Origin of the sequence: Microbaculum mangrovi (assembly GCF_051390635.1) — a bacterium.
Lineage (GTDB): Bacteria > Pseudomonadota > Alphaproteobacteria > Rhizobiales > Tepidamorphaceae > Microbaculum.
Genome location: NZ_JBPODT010000001.1, coordinates 819,807 through 838,195, shown reverse-complemented (window position 1 = coordinate 838,195; position 18,389 = coordinate 819,807). Strand labels below are relative to the sequence as shown.

16 protein-coding genes are annotated in these 18,389 nt (G+C 66.7%); 8 read left to right on the top strand and 8 right to left on the bottom strand.

Annotated elements, in window-relative coordinates; translation table 11 throughout:
* Positions 1-87 precede the first annotated feature (87 nt).
* Positions 88-1,989, top strand: a complete 1,902-nt coding sequence (locus ACSF9G_RS04025) for an alkyl/aryl-sulfatase (protein ID WP_436638617.1) — start codon at positions 88-90, stop codon at positions 1,987-1,989.
* Between the two features lie 326 nt (positions 1,990-2,315).
* Positions 2,316-3,638, top strand: coding sequence for a nicotinate phosphoribosyltransferase (locus ACSF9G_RS04020; RefSeq protein ID WP_436638594.1), 1,323 nt, complete (start codon positions 2,316-2,318; stop codon positions 3,636-3,638).
* 109 nt (positions 3,639-3,747) lie between these two features.
* On the opposite strand, the gene ACSF9G_RS04015 is transcribed toward ACSF9G_RS04020, so the two are convergent.
* Complete coding sequence (locus ACSF9G_RS04015) at positions 3,748-4,947, bottom strand: lytic murein transglycosylase (RefSeq protein ID WP_436638592.1); 1,200 nt, start codon at positions 4,945-4,947, stop codon at positions 3,748-3,750.
* A gap of 530 nt (positions 4,948-5,477) precedes the next feature.
* On the opposite strand from ACSF9G_RS04015, the gene ACSF9G_RS04010 reads away from it, so the two are divergent.
* From ACSF9G_RS04010 to ACSF9G_RS03990, 5 genes are all read left to right on the top strand, one after another.
* Complete coding sequence (locus tag ACSF9G_RS04010; RefSeq protein WP_436638590.1) at positions 5,478-6,446, top strand: trypsin-like serine peptidase; 969 nt, start codon at positions 5,478-5,480, stop codon at positions 6,444-6,446.
* 161 nt (positions 6,447-6,607) lie between these two features.
* The gene (locus ACSF9G_RS04005) at positions 6,608-6,946 is read left to right on the top strand and encodes a carboxypeptidase-like regulatory domain-containing protein (RefSeq protein ID WP_436638588.1); all 339 of its coding nucleotides are present in this window, start codon (positions 6,608-6,610) and stop codon (positions 6,944-6,946) included.
* A gap of 170 nt (positions 6,947-7,116) precedes the next feature.
* Complete coding sequence (locus ACSF9G_RS04000) at positions 7,117-8,166, top strand: ABC transporter substrate-binding protein (RefSeq protein WP_436638585.1); 1,050 nt, start codon at positions 7,117-7,119, stop codon at positions 8,164-8,166.
* 58 nt (positions 8,167-8,224) lie between these two features.
* Entirely contained in the window at positions 8,225-9,220 is a 996-nt protein-coding gene (locus ACSF9G_RS03995; RefSeq protein ID WP_436638583.1) for an ABC transporter ATP-binding protein, read from the top strand.
* A complete protein-coding gene (locus tag ACSF9G_RS03990; protein ID WP_436638581.1) occupies positions 9,217-10,893 on the top strand; it encodes an ABC transporter permease subunit in 1,677 nt (558 codons plus the stop codon). Before ACSF9G_RS03995 ends, ACSF9G_RS03990 begins: the two co-directional genes overlap by 4 nt.
* A gap of 23 nt (positions 10,894-10,916) precedes the next feature.
* Here the strand turns inward: ACSF9G_RS03990 and cobS are convergent, their stop codons facing one another.
* Genes cobS through cobA form a run of 4 tightly spaced genes read right to left on the bottom strand, consistent with a single transcriptional unit; the run spans position 10,917 to position 14,815 of the window.
* Positions 10,917-11,672, bottom strand: coding sequence for an adenosylcobinamide-GDP ribazoletransferase (cobS, locus tag ACSF9G_RS03985; protein ID WP_436638579.1), 756 nt, complete (start codon positions 11,670-11,672; stop codon positions 10,917-10,919).
* Positions 11,673-11,676: 4 nt separating this feature from the next.
* A complete protein-coding gene (gene cobT, locus ACSF9G_RS03980; RefSeq protein WP_436638577.1) occupies positions 11,677-12,693 on the bottom strand; it encodes a nicotinate-nucleotide--dimethylbenzimidazole phosphoribosyltransferase in 1,017 nt (338 codons plus the stop codon).
* On the bottom strand, positions 12,690-14,006 hold the full coding sequence (locus ACSF9G_RS03975; protein ID WP_436638575.1) for a cobyrinic acid a,c-diamide synthase CobB: 1,317 nt from the start codon (positions 14,004-14,006) through the stop codon (positions 12,690-12,692). The genes cobT and ACSF9G_RS03975 overlap by 4 nt, the downstream gene beginning before the upstream one ends.
* On the bottom strand, positions 14,003-14,815 hold the full coding sequence (gene cobA / locus ACSF9G_RS03970) for a uroporphyrinogen-III C-methyltransferase (protein ID WP_436638573.1): 813 nt from the start codon (positions 14,813-14,815) through the stop codon (positions 14,003-14,005). Before cobA ends, ACSF9G_RS03975 begins: the two co-directional genes overlap by 4 nt.
* A 62-nt stretch (positions 14,816-14,877) precedes the next feature.
* Between cobA and ACSF9G_RS03965 the strand changes: the two genes are divergently transcribed.
* On the top strand, positions 14,878-16,011 hold the full coding sequence (locus tag ACSF9G_RS03965) for a cobalt-precorrin-5B (C(1))-methyltransferase (RefSeq protein ID WP_436638571.1): 1,134 nt from the start codon (positions 14,878-14,880) through the stop codon (positions 16,009-16,011).
* Here the strand turns inward: ACSF9G_RS03965 and cobM are convergent.
* Genes cobM through cbiE form a run of 3 tightly spaced genes read right to left on the bottom strand, consistent with a single transcriptional unit; the run spans position 15,978 to position 18,384 of the window.
* Complete coding sequence (gene cobM / locus ACSF9G_RS03960; RefSeq protein WP_436638569.1) at positions 15,978-16,742, bottom strand: precorrin-4 C(11)-methyltransferase; 765 nt, start codon at positions 16,740-16,742, stop codon at positions 15,978-15,980. The genes ACSF9G_RS03965 and cobM overlap by 34 nt on opposite strands.
* Positions 16,739-17,122, bottom strand: coding sequence for a cobalamin biosynthesis protein (locus ACSF9G_RS03955; protein ID WP_436638567.1), 384 nt, complete (start codon positions 17,120-17,122; stop codon positions 16,739-16,741). Before ACSF9G_RS03955 ends, cobM begins: the two co-directional genes overlap by 4 nt.
* A complete protein-coding gene (gene cbiE, locus ACSF9G_RS03950; RefSeq protein ID WP_436638565.1) occupies positions 17,119-18,384 on the bottom strand; it encodes a precorrin-6y C5,15-methyltransferase (decarboxylating) subunit CbiE in 1,266 nt (421 codons plus the stop codon). The genes ACSF9G_RS03955 and cbiE overlap by 4 nt, the downstream gene beginning before the upstream one ends.
* Positions 18,385-18,389: the final 5 nt, after the last annotated feature.

The window sequence follows — 18,389 nt, the reverse complement described above, 5'->3', positions numbered from 1 at the left end:
TTTTCGCTTTTTGGGACAGGACTACGGAATGGCGCTCCGGCCCGGCCGGAGCGTCCATGCAGGCGCGAGCCGATTGGAGATTGTACGATGACAAAACAGGATATCAGCATGCAGCGTTCGCTGTCCCTGGTGATGACACGGTCCGCGGCAGGACTGGCGCTTGCCTGCGCGGTCTTGGTGGCGTCGCCGGTTTCGGCAGACGAGTCGGAGGTCGCCAAGATCGAGGCGAAGTACGACGGGTACAAGACGAATCTCGCTCCGTTGGTGCTCGATCGTGGCGACAATCTTGCTTATACGCAGGCGGGCCCGACAATCCATCCCGAACAGACCGCCTTCGCCCGGCAGATGGGCCGGGGCGTCTACATGCCCGTGAAGGACAAGGTCTATGTCGCGGTCGGCTACGGCATCACCAGCACGACGATGGTGGTCGGCGACGACGGCGTGATCATCATCGATTCCGGCGAGAACGATACCTTCGCCAAGGAGGTGATGGCCGACTTCCGCACGATCACCGACAAGCCGATCAAGGCTGTGATCTATACGCACCGCCACCCCGACCACCCCTTCGGCACCAAGGGGCTTGGCGTGACGGAGGAGGATGTCGAGTCCGGCAAGGTGCGGATCTTCGCGCACGACACGTTCGAGGAGTTCCTGATCAACGACGCCAGCGTGGTCGGCCCGATCCTGTCGATCCGGACCGCGCTCGCGTCGACCTTGCTGCCGATCGGTCCCGAAGGCCGGGTGCACCAGGCGCTGGGCCCGACCTTCGATGTCGGCCCGGTTTCGCTCCTGCAGCCGACCGACACCTTCTCGGACGAACTGGAAACCGCGGTCGCCGGTGTCAAGATGGTGCTGTTCCACGCGTATGGCGATGCCGAAGACGAGATCGGCATCTACTTCCCGGAGCTGAAGCACCTGCACGGCTCGGAGACGATCCAGGGCGAGTCCTTTCCCAACATGTACACGCTGCGCGGCACCAAGTTCCGCGACCCCGTGCAGTGGTACCAGGGCGTCGACAACCTCCTGAAGTACGCCGAACTGTCGGACAGCTACTCCGGCTCGCACATGCGTCCGTGGGTCGGAAACGACTTCGTCGTGGAACGGATCACCAACTATCGCGACGCGATCCAGTATGTGCACGACCAGTCCGTGCGCCTGATGAACAAGGGCTACACCCGCGAGGAACTGGCCGACGCGATCGAGTTGCCGCCGCACCTGAAGAATGATCCCTGGCTCGGCGAATACTACGGAACGGTGGCCCACTCGGTTCGCAACGTCTACGGCGGCTATCTGGGCTGGTACCAGGCCGATCCGACCGAGCTCGCCACGCCGGGCTTCGCGGAGAAGGCCAGGCTCTACGTGGAGTCGATGGGCGGTCGGGACACCATCCTGGAGCGGGCGCGCGCCGCGATCGACAATGGCGACTTCGGCTGGGCGATGGAAATCCTCACCCATCCGATCCGGATCGACCACGACGACATGGAGGCGCGGGCGCTGAAGGCCGAGGCGATGCGCAAGTGGGCCTATCAGCAGCCCAACATCTACTGGCGCGGCCTGGCCCTGGGCGGAGCCCTGGAACTGGAAGACAAGCTCGACTACACGCAGGTCTGGAACTTCGCGGCGCCGGATATCATCAAGGCGCTCCCGGCAAGCGCGGTGATCGAGTCCATGCGCGTCAATCTCGATCCGCAGAAGGCCGCCGATGCGGATCTGTCGGTGGGGTTCAAGTTCACCGATGTCGGCGAGGAAGACGCGCTGCATATCCGTCGCGGCGTTGCCGTCTATTCCGACACGCTTCCGGCGGAAACCGATGCGACCTTCGTTTCCACCAAGGCGGTCCTCGACAAGATCCTGCTGGGGGAGACGACCTTGCCGCAGGCGCTTGCCGATGGCGCGGTCACGGTCGAGGGGGACCCGGCGGCGGTCGAAGCGTTCTTCGGCTATTTCGACCCGCCGAGCGACGACCCGATCAAACTGGTGGTCCGCTAGTCGCGTCGCATCCGCGCAGGCGCCCCCGGGCGCCTGCGCCTACCCTCTCGTCAGGGGCTTGAAGCCGCGGCCGGCAAACCGCGGCTATCCGGCGTTCCGCTGGACGCGCCCGTCCGACGCGCCCGTCCGACACGCCCGGCCGCCGGCGAATGCGGCGGTCCGTTCCGGCCGATATCCGCGTCTTCCACATACCCTCCATGAAACCACCGACTTGCACGAAAGGGGGGCGTTAGTGTCCTATGGCGGCCAAGCGGCCGCGAGGGATACCTGCGTGGCCAACCGGCCGCGGGGCGACCGACGGTCGAACAGAGTTTGGGGACAATGCCATGACCGTCGTGCGGGTCGATATAGCCAAACGGGTGCATGATCACACCTGGAAGCTCGATCCGATCGTGCGGACGCTTCTCGACACCGACTTCTACAAATTGCTGATGGGCTCGATGATCCATCGGCTCCATCCGGACGTGAACGTCACCTTCTCGCTGGTCAACCGGACCAAGACGGTTCGGCTTGCCGAGGATGTCGACGAGGGCGAACTCCGTGCGCAGCTCGACCATGTCCGGACGCTGAGGTTCGAGAAGAACGAGTTGATCTGGCTCGCCGGCAACACCTTCTATGGCCGCAAGCAGATCTTCGATCCCGACTATCTGTCCTGGCTCGCCGACTTCCAATTGCCGGAATACGAGCTGATCAAGCGCGACGGGCAGTACGAGCTGCGCTTCGAGGGGCCATGGCGGGAAGTCACCATGTGGGAGGTGCCGGCGCTCGCCATCATCACCGAACTGCGCTCGCGCGCGGCGGTGCGCGGTATGAGCCGGTTCGAGCTCGACGTGCTCTATGCCCGGGCGAAGGCCAAGTTGTGGGACAAGATCGAACGGCTCCGCGCGCTGGCCGCCGAAGGGCCCCTCAAGGTCGGCGATTTCGGTACGCGGCGGCGTCATTCCTATCTGTGGCAGCTTTGGTGCGTCGAGGCACTGAAGGAAGGCGTCAACGACAACCTGACCGGCACCTCCAACGTCAAGATGGCGATGGAGCTCGGCCTGGAGGCGATCGGCACCAACGCCCACGAGCTGCCGATGGTCTATGCAGCGCTCGCCAACAGCGACGAGGAGCTGCGCGCCGCGCCCTATCAGGTCTTGCGCGACTGGGCGAGCATGTATGACGGCAATCTCAAGGTCGTTCTGCCCGACTGTTTCGGCACGACCAACTTCCTGCGCAACGCGCCCGACTGGGTCGCCCGCTGGAAAGGCGCGCGGCCCGATTCCAAGCCGCCGCTGGAGGCCGCCGACGAGCTGATCGCCTACTGGAAGGCGCGCGGCCAGGACCCGATGGAAAAGGCCGTCATCCTGTCAGACGGAATGGACATCGATTCCATCGAGGAGTCGGTCCGCTACCTGCGCGGCAAGGTCAACGTGCTGATCGGCTGGGGGACCAACCTCACCAACGATTTCCGCGGCTGCGCGCCGAGCGGCGTCGACGGGCGGCTGAAGGCGATCTCGCTCGTCTGCAAGGTGACCGAAGCCGATGGCCGGCCGGCCGTGAAGCTGTCCGACAACGTCACCAAGGCGACCGGACCGCTGGAGGAAATCGAGCGCTATCGCCGCGTGTTCGGCGAGGAAGGCATCGTCGACCTGCCCGTGGCGGTGTGACCGGCCGCGCGCCGGCCGGAAGAACCAGACCGCCTAGCGAGGCCCACAGGCCTTCGGGCGACCTGGGCGCTTCGGTCTATTCAACCTTCCCGGCCGAGGCGGACTGGCCTTATCGCATCTTCTGCAACAGCTCCGCCGTCGGATAGGAATCAGCGGGCAGGCCGAGACGAATCTGCTCGGCCTTGACGGCGGCACGGGTGTTGGCGCCGAGGATGCCGTCGATCTTGCCGACGTGGTAGCCGCGCGCGCTGAGCGCCTTCTGCAATGCGATAGTCTCGTTGCGGCCGAAGGGCTTCGCGCTGCCCCGGCTGACCTTCGGCGCGCCGGCCATACGGGTGGCCAGGTAGGCCGCCGTGGTTGCGTAGACCAGCGACCGGTTCCACTGCAGATAGACCTGGAAATTGGGGTAGGCGAGGAAGGCCGGACCGTCCTTGCCCATCGGCAGCAACAGCGAGGCCGACAGTCCGTCGGCGGGCAATGCGGAGCCGTTGATGCGGGTGACGCCGAAGCGGGCCCACTCCGAGCGCGGGTACTGAAGGGCGATGTCGGCCTCCTGCCAGGGCAGGTTGGCCGGAACCTTCACCTCTTCGAGCCACGGTTCCCCCGGACGCCAGCCATGCTTGCGGAGAAGGGCGGCGGAGGAGGCAAGCGCGTCGGCGGAACTCTTGATGAGGTTGCGCTTGCCGTCGCCGTCGAAATCGACGGCCGTTTCCATATAGTCCTTCGGCAAGAACTGGGTCTGGCCGAGCTCGCCGGCCCAGGCGCCGCGCATCTCGGCCGCGGTGAGGTCGCCATGATCGATTATCTGGAGCGCGGCCATGAGATGCTCACGAAACAGGTCCGGGCGGCGGCAATCATAGGCGAGCGAGGCGAGGGCGTTCAGCGTCCTGAAGTCGCCGTTGTTGGCGCCGAAATCGGTCTCCAGCGACCAGAAGGCGACAAGGACGGGGCCCGGCACGCCGTATTGCTGCTCGATGCGATCGAACATCTGTTTCTTGGACGACAGGTGCTTGGCGCCGTTCTGCAGCCGGTAGGAATTCACCATCCGGTCGGAGAACTCCAGGAAGCTTTGCGAGAAGACACCCTGGCCGCGGTCGCGGTTGACGACCGACTGATCGTATTGGACGCCCGAGAGGGCAGACTTGATCGTGGCTTGCGAAATGCCCTGCTGCGCCGCTTCCGCCCGGAAGGCATCCAGCCATTGGGCAAAGCTCGCACCGCCGTGGCAGCTGGCCGCCGAAGCAGGCCCGCCGATGACCAAGGCGAGCAGGCCAACCACGACCGCTGCCGCCGCACTTCCGCGTCGCATGATTTCCACTCCGGACCCCTCGTTTCGAATCACCCCCACTGTGCGAATAGGCGGTGTCCGTTTCAAGGCTTTGCGACACGCGAGAGCGGCAGCGCGGCGTCTGTGGTCGCTGATGGGATCGCGAAACCGATACTTCGCGGGACCGATATCTGACCGTTCGGGGGATTGCGTGCGATGTCGTCTTGATTGGATATTGGTGTAATATTTATGTATAAATAATTTTACTATAGAAATACTTACTTTTTCTTTTGTAAAATCAGTCTGTATTTTTAATTCACGTAATCGAAATTTGATTCCGATTTGTATATATTCGGCGCAAATTCATAATTTTAATTTCGACTAGGCCATTTGATTGCCTGGTGAAAATTGCACTATGGCGGGATCGTTCGAATTTATTATTCCCATATCCTTGACGGACAGATGCGATTATTGGAGCGTGATGGCCGCGCCTGCAAGCTGGCAGGGGAACGGCGATCGGCAGTGAACCCGTTCGGTCGGACCGTTCGATCCAATCGAAACAAGGACGACCAATGGCTTTCAGCAAATTCGCACTGACGCTCGCGGTTGCGTTCGCGGCCCTTCCGTTGGCGGCGGAGGCGGCGTCGCTGCACGATCCCGTTTCGAGCAATGGGGATCATCGGGTGCGGGCAGAGGCCCTGGACGCGGCGTCCTCGACGAAAAAGATGATCCCCGCTTTTCGGGGCGACACCCAGAGCCTGTCCTACAGGGTGATCGAGGATGCGCTCGCGACCCTGAAGGGCGGGGAGATGTCCTACGAGGAATTCGAGGTCCTGAATGCACTCGAGGCGATGGGGGCGCCGGTCGGAACCGAGTCGATCATCGGAAGGGATACCCGCAGGCGCGTTCGCCGGACCAAGCGTTGGCCGAACCGGGCGGTGACGCTCGTGACTTTCAGCGCTGGTCGGTGCACCGGCTGGCTGATGAGCCCGGACACCGTGGCGACGGCCGGCCATTGCGTTCACGAGGGTGACGGCGGCGACTTCTATCCGGTGGAGAGCTACAAGATCTATCCGGGTGCGAACGGGTCCAGGACGCCGTACGGTTCCTGCAATGCCACCAATCTCCATACCGTCAGGGGCTGGGCGAAGCGCGGGCGGGACGACTTCGACTACGGTGCGATCAAGCTCGACTGCGATATCGGCGAGACGGTGGGGTATCTCGGCTTCTTCTGGAAGCGCGGTTCCCTCAACGGGATGCGGACGATCATCACCGGATTCCCGGGCGACAAACGGCTGACCATGTGGCGCAGCAAGGGGCGCGTGACGGCGACCGAGCGGCGGCGTGTGTTCTACCGGAACGACACGACCGGCGGCATGAGCGGATCGCCGGTCTATCGCAGAAAGAGGGGCTGCAATAGCTTTTGCGCCATGGCGATCCACGCCTACGGCACCTACAATGGTCCGCCCTACAGCACCAATAATCACGGCACGCGGATCAACAGGGCCGTGTACCGGAACCTTCGGAAATGGAGACGGTGAGGGGATCGAGCGACAGCCGTGATCGGACGCGTCCTTCGCGTCCGGTCAGTGACATTGCTCCTGCGGCCCGCTTCCGGGACGCAAGGCAAGCTCGCGTCATTCCGGCGGTCGCGCTTGCGCTGGTCTTCGTCCTGGCGATCTTGACGGGAGGCGTGTCGGCGATGGCGAACAAGAACAAGCCCGTCTCCGCCAACGAGGCAGCAGCTGGCGAGACGGCGGAGGAGGCGCATGGATTGCGCACGGGCGTCGTCGGAACCGTCCGTTCGCCGGCCGGCGCGCCGATTCCGGGCGCCGTGATCGTTGCCCGATCGCTCGATACGCCGACGAAAGCGATCCCCGAGATCGCCATCGTGACCAACGAGAACGGCTCCTTCGCCTGGCCGTTGCGGCCGGGGCGCTATGAACTGGCGCCGATGCTCGACGGCCGGCGCGGTGACTTTCGCCCCGTCGCCGTCGCGCCGAAATCCGTCACGCGGCTCGATCTGGTGTTCGATCGATAGGCCGGAAATTCGGCTTCATTCCACTGTCGTTTGGTTGCTATGGCGAAATTGCACATTCAAACATGCGGGTACCCGCCGATCCTGTTTGTCAGGTTACGGTTTTGTGACACTATGGCGACAGGGCACAGCGTGTGGACTGGCGCGCATGCCGACAGAGGGAGAACAAGCAGATGAACGGGACTATCGCACAACGCGGCACCTTCAAGCGGGTCGCAAGGACGGCGGCGGGCCTCGTGCTCGGTGCCATGCTGTTCGCGGGCACCGGCGGCAGCGCGGATGCGGGCAAGATCACCGTCTACACTTCCTATGAAGAAGACGAACTCGCCGCGTTCCTCGAAGCGATGCAGGCGGACCTGCCCGACGTCGAGGTCGACGTCCTGCGTCTCTCGACCGGCGACCTGCGGGCGCGGATGCTGGCGGAAGCCGACAATCCGAAGCACGACGTGATCTGGGGCTGGGCGGCGACCGCGATGGTCGATCCGCGCATCATGGCGATGCTGGAGCCGTATTCGCCGGCTGACATCGACAAGGTGCCGGCGCGCTTCCGCGACAAGGACGGCAACTGGTTCGCCACCACCGGCTACATGGGCGCCTTCTGCGTCAACAACGAGGAGATGGCGAAGGACAACCTGCCGATGCCGGCGTCCTGGCAGGACCTGATCAAGCCTGAATACGAGGGCAAGCTCGTCATGCCGAACCCGGCGAGCTCCGGCACCGGCTACCTGCACGTCGCCTCGATCCTGCAGATGATGGGCGAGGAGAAGGGCTGGGAATATCTCGACGCGCTCGACAAGAACATGGACCAGTACATCAAGTCCGGGTCGAAGCCGTGCAACGCGGCGAGCGCCGGCGAGTTCGCCATCGGCATCTCATTTGCCCTGCGCGCCATCAAGAATATCGACGAGGGCTACCCGATCACCATGGTGATCCCGAGCGAGGGCGCCGGCCACGAGCTCGAGGCCAATGCGCTGATGAAGACCTCGCAGAACAAGGACGACGCCAAGAAGTTCCTCGACTGGACCGTCTCCAAGAACGCCGAGGCCGAATACAACAAGTGGAAGTCGATCGTGACCATGCAGGGTCGCGACATGCCGGAGAAGTTCAAGAACGCCGGCCTGCCCGACGATATCTCCACGGTGCTGTTCGAGGTCGACTACGCCTGGGCCGCCGAGAACCACGACCGTATCATCGCGGAATGGCAGAAGCGGTACGAGCAGTAATCAGCCCCCGGGGGACGGCAGCGCCGTTCCCCGTTTTTCTTTCCGGTCAGGGGGTGTGATGTTTCTCAGCTTGCGTGACGTCACCAAGCGCTTCGGCGCCGTGGTGGCGGTCGATCATGTCGATCTCGATCTCGCGGAGGGCGAGTTCGTCTGTTTTCTCGGTCCGTCAGGGTGCGGAAAGACGACCCTGCTGCGCCTTGTCGCGGGTCTGGAGACGCTCGACGAGGGCGAGATCCTTCTGGAGGGCGACGATCTTGCCGGCCTTCCGGCCCGCAAGCGCAATTTCGGGGTCGTCTTCCAGTCCTATTCGCTGTTTCCCAACATGACTGTGGCGCGCAACATCGCCTACGGCCTCGAGTGCCGTAAATGGGACCGTGCCCGCATCGAAGCGCGGGTCGCCGAGATGCTCGACGTCGTTCATCTGGGCCAGCACGCCGACAAGCTTCCCCACGAGCTTTCCGGCGGCATGCAGCAGCGTGTCGCGCTTGCCCGGGCGCTGGCACCGGAGCCGGCGGTGCTGCTTCTCGACGAACCGCTGTCGGCCCTCGACGCCAAGGTGCGCGAGTCCCTGCGCGGCGAGATCCGCGAGCTGCAGCAGCGGCTCGGCATCACCACGATCATGGTCACGCACGACCAGGACGAGGCGATGGAGATGGCCGACCGCATCGTGGTCATGAACGGCGGCCGTATCGAACAGATCGGGACCGCGGAGGGTCTCTACTGGAGCCCTGAGACGCGGTTCGTCGGCGAATTCATCGGCCGGCTGAACATCCTGGACGATCCGGATCTGCGCGCGGGTCTCGATGCGGCCGAGCAGGGCACCGTCCTGGCCATCCGGCCGGAACACGTGGCGCTTGCCGATGGCGGATCGCTGGAAGGCACGGTTCATCGGGTTGCGTTCCTCGGCAACACCATGCGGCTCGGCGTCGGGACCAAGGGCCAGGAGCTCGAGATCGAGGTGCATGGGCGGCGCAAGCGTCTGGCGGTCGGGGACCGGGTTCGTTTCGATCTGCCCGCCGACCGCATCTGCCGGCTCGCGGCCGCGCCGGCATGAGCGTGACAGCCGTACCGAAAGCGCCAGCGCGCTCCATGGACGCCGACCGTGTGTTCGGCACGTTCATGGTCGCGGCGACCGGCCTGCTGCTCGTCGTCTTCGTGCTGGTGCCGCTCTGGGCGATCCTGAAGAATTCCTTCATTACGCCCGAGGGTATCGGTCTTGCCAATTTCGTCCGTTATTTCACGGACGCCCGATTCATCGGCATCGTCGGCAATACGTTCGAGGTGGGCCTGAGCGTCACCGCGACGACCCTCGTTCTCGCCTACGGTTTCGCCTACGCGATGCAGCGAAGCTGCATGCCGCTGAAGCCCGTGCTCCGGATCGTCGCGCTGCTGCCGGTGTTCTCGCCGTCGCTGGTGCAGGCGCTCGGCCTGCAGTTCCTGCTCGGGCGCAACGGTTTCATCAACCGCACGTTCGGCACCGATATCGACATATACGGCTTCTGGGGCATCTATTTCGCCGACGTCGTCTATGCGTTTCCGCACGCCTTCCTGATCCTGAGCACCGCGCTCGCGGTCGCCGATGCGCGTATGTACGAATCCGCGGAAAGTCTCGGCGCGGGTCCCTGGCGGATCTTCAGGACCGTGACGCTGCCCGGCACCCGCTACGGGCTCGCCTCCGCCGGGTTCGTGGTCTTCACGATCGTCATCACCGATTTCGGCAATCCTGTCGTCATCGGCGGCAACTACTCGGTGCTCGCCGTCGAGATCTACAATCAGGTTTCCGGTCAGGCGAATTTCGCGATGGGCGCGGTGATCGGCGTCGTCCTGCTGTTGCCGGCGGCGCTCGCCGTCATGGGCGAGAAATGGATCGCGCGGCGGCAGTTCGCATCGCTGACCTCGCAATCGGTGCCGCTGGTTCCAAAGCCGCAACGCGGCCGCGATCTCGCCTGGTTCGCCTATTCGCTCGTCGTCGCCGCCGGGATCCTGTCGCTGGTCGCGATCGTCGTCTACGCGAGTTTCGTGAGGCTGTGGCCCTATAATCTGACGCTGACCCTGCGTCACTACGAGTTCGACGTTCAGAACGGCATCGCGCCGTTGTGGACGAGCATCTACGTGGCGATCGTCACGGCGCTGCTGTCGGTCGTCTTCGTCACCGGCGCGGCCTACGCGAACCACGCGTTCCCGAACCGGGCGTCGCGGTTCGTCTACTTCCTCGCGATCCTGCCGGCGGCGGTGCCGGGCATGGTGCTCGGTCTCGGCTACATACTCGCCTTCAACACGCCCGGTCAGCCGGTCTACCTGATCTACGATACGATCCTGATCATCGCCGTCTGCAATCTCTATCACTACCACGCGCAGGGCTTCCTGCTCGCGACGACCAACATCAAGCAGATCTCCTCGACCTTCGACGAAGCCTCCTCGACGCTCGGCGCGACCAAGGCGACGACGGTGAGGCGGATCATCCTGCCGATGATCTGGCCGACGGTGCTCGGCGTCGGCGTGTTCTTCTTCATGCGCGCGATGGTGACCCTGTCGGCGGTGATCTTCCTGATCACGCCGTCGACGCAGCTCGCCGCCGTCTCGGTGCTTTATCTCGACGACCGCGGCGCGCTGAACCAGGCCGCCGCCTTTGCCGTGTGCATCATGGCCACGGTCGTGGCGTTCCTGCTCGTGGCGCAGCTCATCCTGAGGCTTGCCGGCGTGCGTGGCGTCAGCCTGGTTCGCTGAACCACGTCAGACCGCGAACCGGGTCAGGCGCCGATCGCGACGATGGCCGTCAGCGCGGCGCATTCGGCGGCGATGCCCGCGGCACCGACGACGTCGCCGGTCTGGCCGCCGATCTGCCGAAGCGCCAGCACACCGACCGCGACGACGGCGAGGGCGGCGAAGACGACCGCCAGGATCGCCGCGCCGGGCGTCAGCACCAGAAACGCGATCAGGATTGAAATCGCCGCGGCTTCCGCCGCCGCCGAGCCATCCAGGCTGCCGACGCCGGCAGACAGGCCGTCGGTCCGGGCCGGTTCGATCAGGCGCATGAACAGGCCCATGCCGCCGCGCGAGAGGGCCGCCGAGGCGACGAGCGCGCCGAGGACCGCGCCGGTCCCGGCGAGCGCGGAGATCGCGCCGAGGCGCAGTGCGAAGACGAGGACCAGCGCCATCACGCCGTAGCTGCCGATACGGCTGTCGCGCATGATCTCGAGCTTGTCCTCCCGCTCTGCGCCGCCGCCGAACCCGTCGGCGGTATCGGCCAGACCGTCCTCGTGCAGACCGCCGGTCGCGAGCACCATGGCACCGAGTGCAATGGCACCGGCGATCAACGGCGTCACCCCGATGAAGGCAAGCAGCCAGTAAGCGACCCCGCCGATCAGGCCGACGACGACGCCGACCAGGGGATAGGCCCAGACCGAACGGCCCGCATCGGCATAGTCCGTACCCGGAACGATGCGCGCGACGGGCAGCCGGGTGAGCAACCCGAAGGCCGAGACGAGTTCGCTGAGACGCGACAACGGGTCAGCCCTTTCCGTCGACGCCGGCCTCGGCGAAGGTCGCCATGCCGGCATGGCAGGTGACCGCGGCACGCAGGATCGGGATCGCGACCGCCGCGCCGGAGGCCTCGCCGAGCCGCATGCCGAGATCGATCAGCGGGGCCTTGCCGAGGGCTTCGGCGAGACGGCGATGCCCGGGCTCGGCCGATGTATGGGCGACCAGCGCATGGTCGAGGCCGCCTTTGGCGACCTTTGCCAGCGGGGCGGCGGCGGCGGTCGAGACGAAGCCGTCGAGTAGCACCGGGATGCCGTGCATGCGCGCGGCGAGGACGGCGCCGAACATACCGGCGAGCTCGTAGCCGCCGAGACACATCGCCGCCTGCAGGGGATCGGCGAGCGTATCGGCATGGCGGGTAAGGCCGGCATCGATCGTGTCACACTTGCGACGGAGCCCCTCGTCGTCGACACCGGTGCCGCGTCCCGCCCAGTGGCGACCGTCGCCGCCACAAAGCGCGGCCGAGAGGGCGGCGGCGACCGTGGTGTTGCCGATACCCATTTCGCCGACGCAAAGCAGGTCGATGTCGGGTGGAACAGCATCGTATCCCGCCGCGACGGCGGCGAGGAAACCGGCCTCGTCCATCGCCGGCCCGATGGTGAAGTCGGCTGTCGGCACGTCGAGATCGAAGGGAATTACAGTGAGGTCGGCACCGGCGGCCCGGCAGAGCTGGTTGATCGCGGCCCCGCCGGCGTCGAAGTTCGCGACCATCTGGGCGGTGACGCTCGCCGGGAAGGCGGAGACGCCGCGCGCGGAGACGCCGTGATTGCCGGCGAACACCAGCACCAGCACACGGTCGAGGAGGGGCATCGCCCGGCCCTGCCAGCGGGCCAGCCAGGCGGGAATATCTTCCAGACGGCCGAGACTTCCCGGCGGCTTGGTCAGTTGGGTCTGGCGATCGACGACGACGGCTGCCGCCGCGTCGTCCGCTTCCGGCAGCTCGAGGCAGGCAGTGCGCAATTCGGCGAGCGAGGCAAACCGGCTCATTTCAACTCCGCGATGGCATGGAAGAAGGTGCCGCTGACGCGACCGCGCCGCCCGCCGGACGCTCCGAGATCGCGTCCCTGGCCGTCGATCAGGTCGGCAAGCGGTTCGTCGGATCCCGCCTCGATGACGGTGGCGTAGTGGAATTCGTGCCCGCGCAGGACGGCGCCGGCCGGGCCCGCCGGGCAATCCGCCTTGAGCGTCGCCTGCCGGTATCCGAGGTTCATCTTGCGCTTTGCGAAGCTGGTCGCGTGGCCGAGCAGTCCGGTCATCGCGTGGCGGGTGCCCTCGGCGTCTTCCAGGCCCTCGCCGAGCACCATGTAGCCGCCACATTCGCCGTGAACGGGGTGGGTCTCGGCGAAGGCCTTCAGCCCGGACCGGAACGCCGTGGCGGCGGCAAGCGCCCCGGCGTGCAGCTCGGGATAGCCCCCCGGCAGCCAGCAGACATCGCACTCTGCCGGCGGCGCTTCGTCGGCCAGCGGCGAGAACGGGATGATCTCCGATCCGGCCCGGCGCCAGCCATCGGTGAGATGCGGGTAGATGAAGGTGAAGGCGGCGTCGGAGGCCAGCGCGATGCGCTGTCCCGGCGGGCGGAGCACCGGCGCCGCGCCAGCCGTGGTCGGGGCGACGGGGCGGGCCGTGTCGAGGATCAGGTCGAGATCGAGCCGTTCCTCGGCAAGGTCGGCGAGGCGATCGAGCAGTTTGTCGAGGTCGCCGTGCTCGCGCGCCTGTACCAGCCCAAGGTGGCGTTCGGGCAGGGTGATTGTCTGGTCGCGCATCAGCGCGCCGGCGATCGGCATGGCGATCGGCTGCATCGAGTCGGCAACCTGGGCGAGGTGGCGCTCACTGGCGACCCGGTTGGCGATGACGGCGCCGATACGGACGTTGTCGTCGAGGGTCGCGAAGCCGTGCGCGATCGCCGCGGCCGACTGCGACTGGCCGGAAACGTCCATGACGAGGAGTACCGGCAGGTTCAGCCGTGCCGCGAGATCGGCCCCGGCGCCGCGCCGGCCGGGCTCGCCGGAAAGACCGTCGAACAGGCCCATCGAGGCTTCGATAATCAGCAGGTCGGCGTCGGATGCCGCTTCGGCGACCAGAGCGTCGATCAGATCGGGCGGCATCGCCCAACTGTCGAGGTTGAAGCCCGACATCCCGCTGGCGGCGGCATGGAAGGCCGGATCGATGTAGTCGGGGCCGGACTTGGCGGTGCGCACCCGGACGCCACGCCGCCTGAGCGCGGCGATCAGGCCGAGCGTCACCGTCGTCTTGCCGGAGCCGGACCGCGGCGCGGCGACGATCAGTCCTTTCGCGGTCATGGCAGGGTCTCCAGGATACGGGGCGCCAGCGCCAGCAACTGCTCGCGCACCGTGACGATGCCGCCGATCGCGACGATGGCGGGCGGATCCAACGCGGCGTCCTCGGCGTCGGCGGCGATGCGCGACAGAGTGGAGACCAAAACGCGTTCCTCCGGCAGCGTCGCCGAAACGATGACCGCCGCCGGCGTGTCGGGGTGCAGACCGCCCTCGATCAGCGCGGCCGCGATCCGGTCCAGGGTCTTCATCGCCATGTAGAGGATGATCGGCTGGCCGGTCGCCGCCAGGGCCCTCCAGTCCAGCCCGTCCTCGGTGTCGGCGCCGTGCCCGGTCGCCAGGATGACCGCCTGGTTGACGCCGCGGATCGTCGCCGGAATCGACGCGAGCGCGAGGCCCGCGAGCCCGGACGTGATGCCCGGGATGACGCGGAACGGAATCCGCTCGGCGGTCAGCGTCAGCGCCTCCTCCCCGCCGCGGCCGAAGACGAAGGGATCGCCGCCCTTGAGCCTGAGAACCCGCAGGTCCTGGCGCGCGAGTTCGACGAGGCGGCGGGTGATGTCGACCTGGGTGGCCGAGGGCTTGCCGCCGCGCTTGCCCGCGAATTCCAGCCGCGCGCCGTCGCGGCAGAGATCGAGCACGCGGGCGTCGACCAGCGCGTCATGGACGACGACGTCGGCCTGGGCGAGACCGGCGAGCGCGCCGAGCGTCAGGTGGGACGGATCGCCGGGGCCGGCACCGGCAAGCCAGACATGGCCGGGCTCGAATACGGGCGCGCGTCCCATCAGGCGGTTGAGAAGATCGAGCGATGTCATATCGCTATTCCATGACAATGGGGGCCGTGACAGGCCGGTGGCGAGGCGCTATCTGGCAGTTCATGGACGAAGACCGCCCGCTCCGCCGGGGTTGGACCACCGGAACCTGCGCCACCGCCGCCGCGAAGGCGGCCTATACCGCATTGGTCACCGGCGACTTTCCCGATCCGGTTACGGTGACGCTGCCCGGCGGGCAGACGCCGGCCTTCGCGCTGGCCCGGCACAGCCTCGATGACGGCGCGGCGCGTGCCGGCGTTGTCAAGGATGCCGGCGATGATCCCGATGTCACCCATGGGGCGCTGATCGTCGCGACGGTCAGGGCGGGGCCGGACGGCAGCGGCGTGTGCTTCAAGGCGGGCGAGGGTGTCGGCACGGTGACCAAGCCGGGCCTGCCGATCCCGCCCGGCGAGCCGGCAATCAACCCGGTGCCGCGCCGGATGATCGCCCAGGCGATCGCCGAGGTCTGTGCCAGGACGGGGGCAAGCGGTGACGTCGTGGTCGAGATCGCCATCCCCGGCGGCGCGAAGCTCGCCGAAAGAACGATGAACGGACGGCTCGGCATCGTCGGCGGATTGTCGGTGCTCGGCACCACCGGGATCGTCGTGCCCTATTCGTGCGCGGCGTGGATCGCCTCGATCCACCGGGGGATCGATGTGTCGCGCGCCACGGGGCTCGATCATGTCGCGGGCGCCACCGGCGACACCTCCGAGAAGGCCGTCCAGAGACTGCATGGCCTGTCGGAGGCGGCCCTGCTCGACATGGGCGATTTCGTCGGCGGGACGCTCAAGTACCTGCGCGCGCATCCGGTGGCGAAGGTCACCATTGCCGGCGGCATCGCCAAGATGACCAAGCTCGCGCAAGGGTTTCTCGACCTTCATTCGAAGCGCGGATCGGTTGACCTTGAGGCGCTCGCCGACATGGCTTCCGAATTGGCCGCCGACGGGGGCGGATCGGCGGCGCTGCGGGCCAGGATCGTCGGCGCCAACACCACGCCCGCGGCCTTTGCCGAGGCCGAGGCGGAAGGCATCCGGCTTGGCGACACGGTTGCGGCGGCGGCCTGGGACACGGCGGCGCAGGTCATCGGCGGCACCGACATGGTGCTGGAAATCGTCGTGTTCGACCGCAACGGCAATCTGGTCGGTCGTGCGCCGTTTGCTCCGGTTCATGACGTGCCTCGCGAGCGGAAGCGGCGCTGATAGTCGGGATCGTAGAGGGCGCTCTCGCGAAAATCCTCGGAAGCCAGAACCGGTCCGACCAGAATCAGCGCGGTGCGTTCGATCGGTTGGGTGGCAACCGCGCCTGCGATGGTCGAGAGCCTGCCGCGGATGATGCGCTCCTCCGGCCAGCTTGCCCGATAGACGATGGCGACCGGGCAGTCCGGCCCGTAGTGAGGCGTCAGTTCCTCGACGACCCGGTCGAGCGCGTGGATCGACAGGTGGATCGCGAGCGTCGCGCCGGACGCCGCGAAGGTCTCCAGCGTCTCGCCTTCCGGCATCGCCGAGGCGCGGCCGGAGGTGCGGGTGAGGACGACAGACTGGGCGACCTCGGGAAGGGTGAGCTCCCGCCGCAAGGCGGCCGAGGCGGCGGCGAAGGCAGGCACCCCGGGCGTCACCGTATAGGGTATCCCCAGCGTTTCGAGCCGGCGGATCTGTTCGCCGAGCGCGCTCCATACCGACAGGTCGCCGGAATGCAGACGCGCGACGTCCAGGCCGGCCGCGTGGGCCGTCTCGAATTCGGTGGCGATCTCGTCAAGGCTCATCGGCGCGGTGTCGACGATGCGCGCGCCGGGCGGGCAGTGCGTCAGGATTTCGGCGTTGACCAGCGAGCCGGCATAGAGACAGACGGGGCAGCTTGCCACGAGGTCGCGGCCGCGAACGGTGATGAGGTCGGGCGCGCCGGGGCCGGCGCCGATGAAATGCACCGTCATCGCGGACCTCGCTCTGCAAGCGCGCAGGTGGCCATGGCGCTCGAAATGCGCGGCAGCACGAGCCGCCCTTCGGTGCCGGCGGCGGCGAGTGCGGCGGCTTCGGCAACGGAGGCAAAGCCCGTCGCCTTCAAGGCGGTTTCCGACCGGGTCGGGCAGCGCGGCTCGACGGCTTTCATCGCCTGTTCCTCGATCAGAAGCAGTGGCAGGTTCATCCGGTCCGCCGCCTCGCGGGGGCCGGGCTCGGCGTCCTTGAAACGGGGCGCCGCAAGCGCGGTGAACCTGCAATTGGCGATGCCGGCTCGTTTCACCGCATCCTCGATCAACGCGACGATCTCGTCGGCGCCGCAGCCTTTCCGGCAGCCTATCCCCGCGACGATCATGGCGTCCCCCCGGGCATTTCCTCGGGCTTGATTGCCGTCCATTGGGTGACGGTCATTGCCGGGCGGAAACCGTTGCGCGTGCCGATCCGCTCCAGCCGCTCGACGGACAGCCGCGTCAGCGTGCCACCATATTTGCCGTGCGCCTCGATCAGTTTCGCCTCGGTCTCGAGTGTCACCGAATTGACCACCATCCGTCCGCCGGGGCGCAATGCCTCCCAGGCGCCCTCGATGACGCCGTCGCCTTGGCCGCCGCCACCGACGAAGACCGCATCCGGGGCCGGCAGGCCCGCGAAGACATCCGGCGCCGAGCCCTGCGTGACCTCGAGGCGCGGTACCCCGAGGCTGGCGGCATTGCGCGCGGCGCGCGCGGCGCGTTCGGGATCGCGCTCGATCGCCGTCGCCGTATTGGCGGGGTGGCACAGCAGCCATTCGATGGAGATCGAGCCCGAGCCGCAGCCGATATCCCACAGCCGTTCGCCGGCGCGCGGCGCCAGGGCGGAGAGGGTGACGGCGCGGATCTCGCGTTTGGTCAATTGCCCGTCATTCTCGAAGGCGTCATCGGGCAGTCCGTTCGCCAGCGGAATGACGCGCGCGTCCGGGGCCGCCACCACCTCGATGGCGACGAGGTTCAGCCGGTCGACATCGTCGAAGCCGAAGTCCTGTGCCGTCGTCGTGCGCACCCGGTCGCGGTCTCCGCCCAGGGCTTCCAGCACGTGCAGCGTCGAACCGCCGAAGCCGCGTTCCAGGAGGTACGCGGAGATTTTGGCGGGCGTGGTCTCGTCGGCGGACAGGACAAGCAGCCTGCGCCCCGGCTGGAGGTGCGGTGCCAGCGTTTCGATCGGCCGGCCGCAGCAGGTGATCGTCGCCGTATCCGCCAGCGACCAGCCGAGCCGCGAACAGGCGAGCGAATACGCGGATGGTGCCGGGATCGCGATGATCTCCTCGGCCGCGACATGCGGCGCGAGCCGGCTGCCGATGCCGTAGAGATAGGGATCGCCGGAGGCGAGTACCGCGATCGCCGTGCCGCGGCGGCCGAGGATATCCGGTATCGCGCCCTTAAGCGGACGTGGCCAGGGCTTCGTCTCGCCCTTGATCAGCCTCGCGGCAAGCGCCAGATGCCGCTCCCCGCCATAGACGATGGCGGCGCTTTCGATCAGGGCGCGCGCGGCGGGCGTCAGGCCCTCGACGCCGTCCTCGCCGATGCCGACGATCGCGAGCCAGCGGCGGGCGGGGGCAGAACGGGCTTGCGTGGCGGCCGTCATCGGGT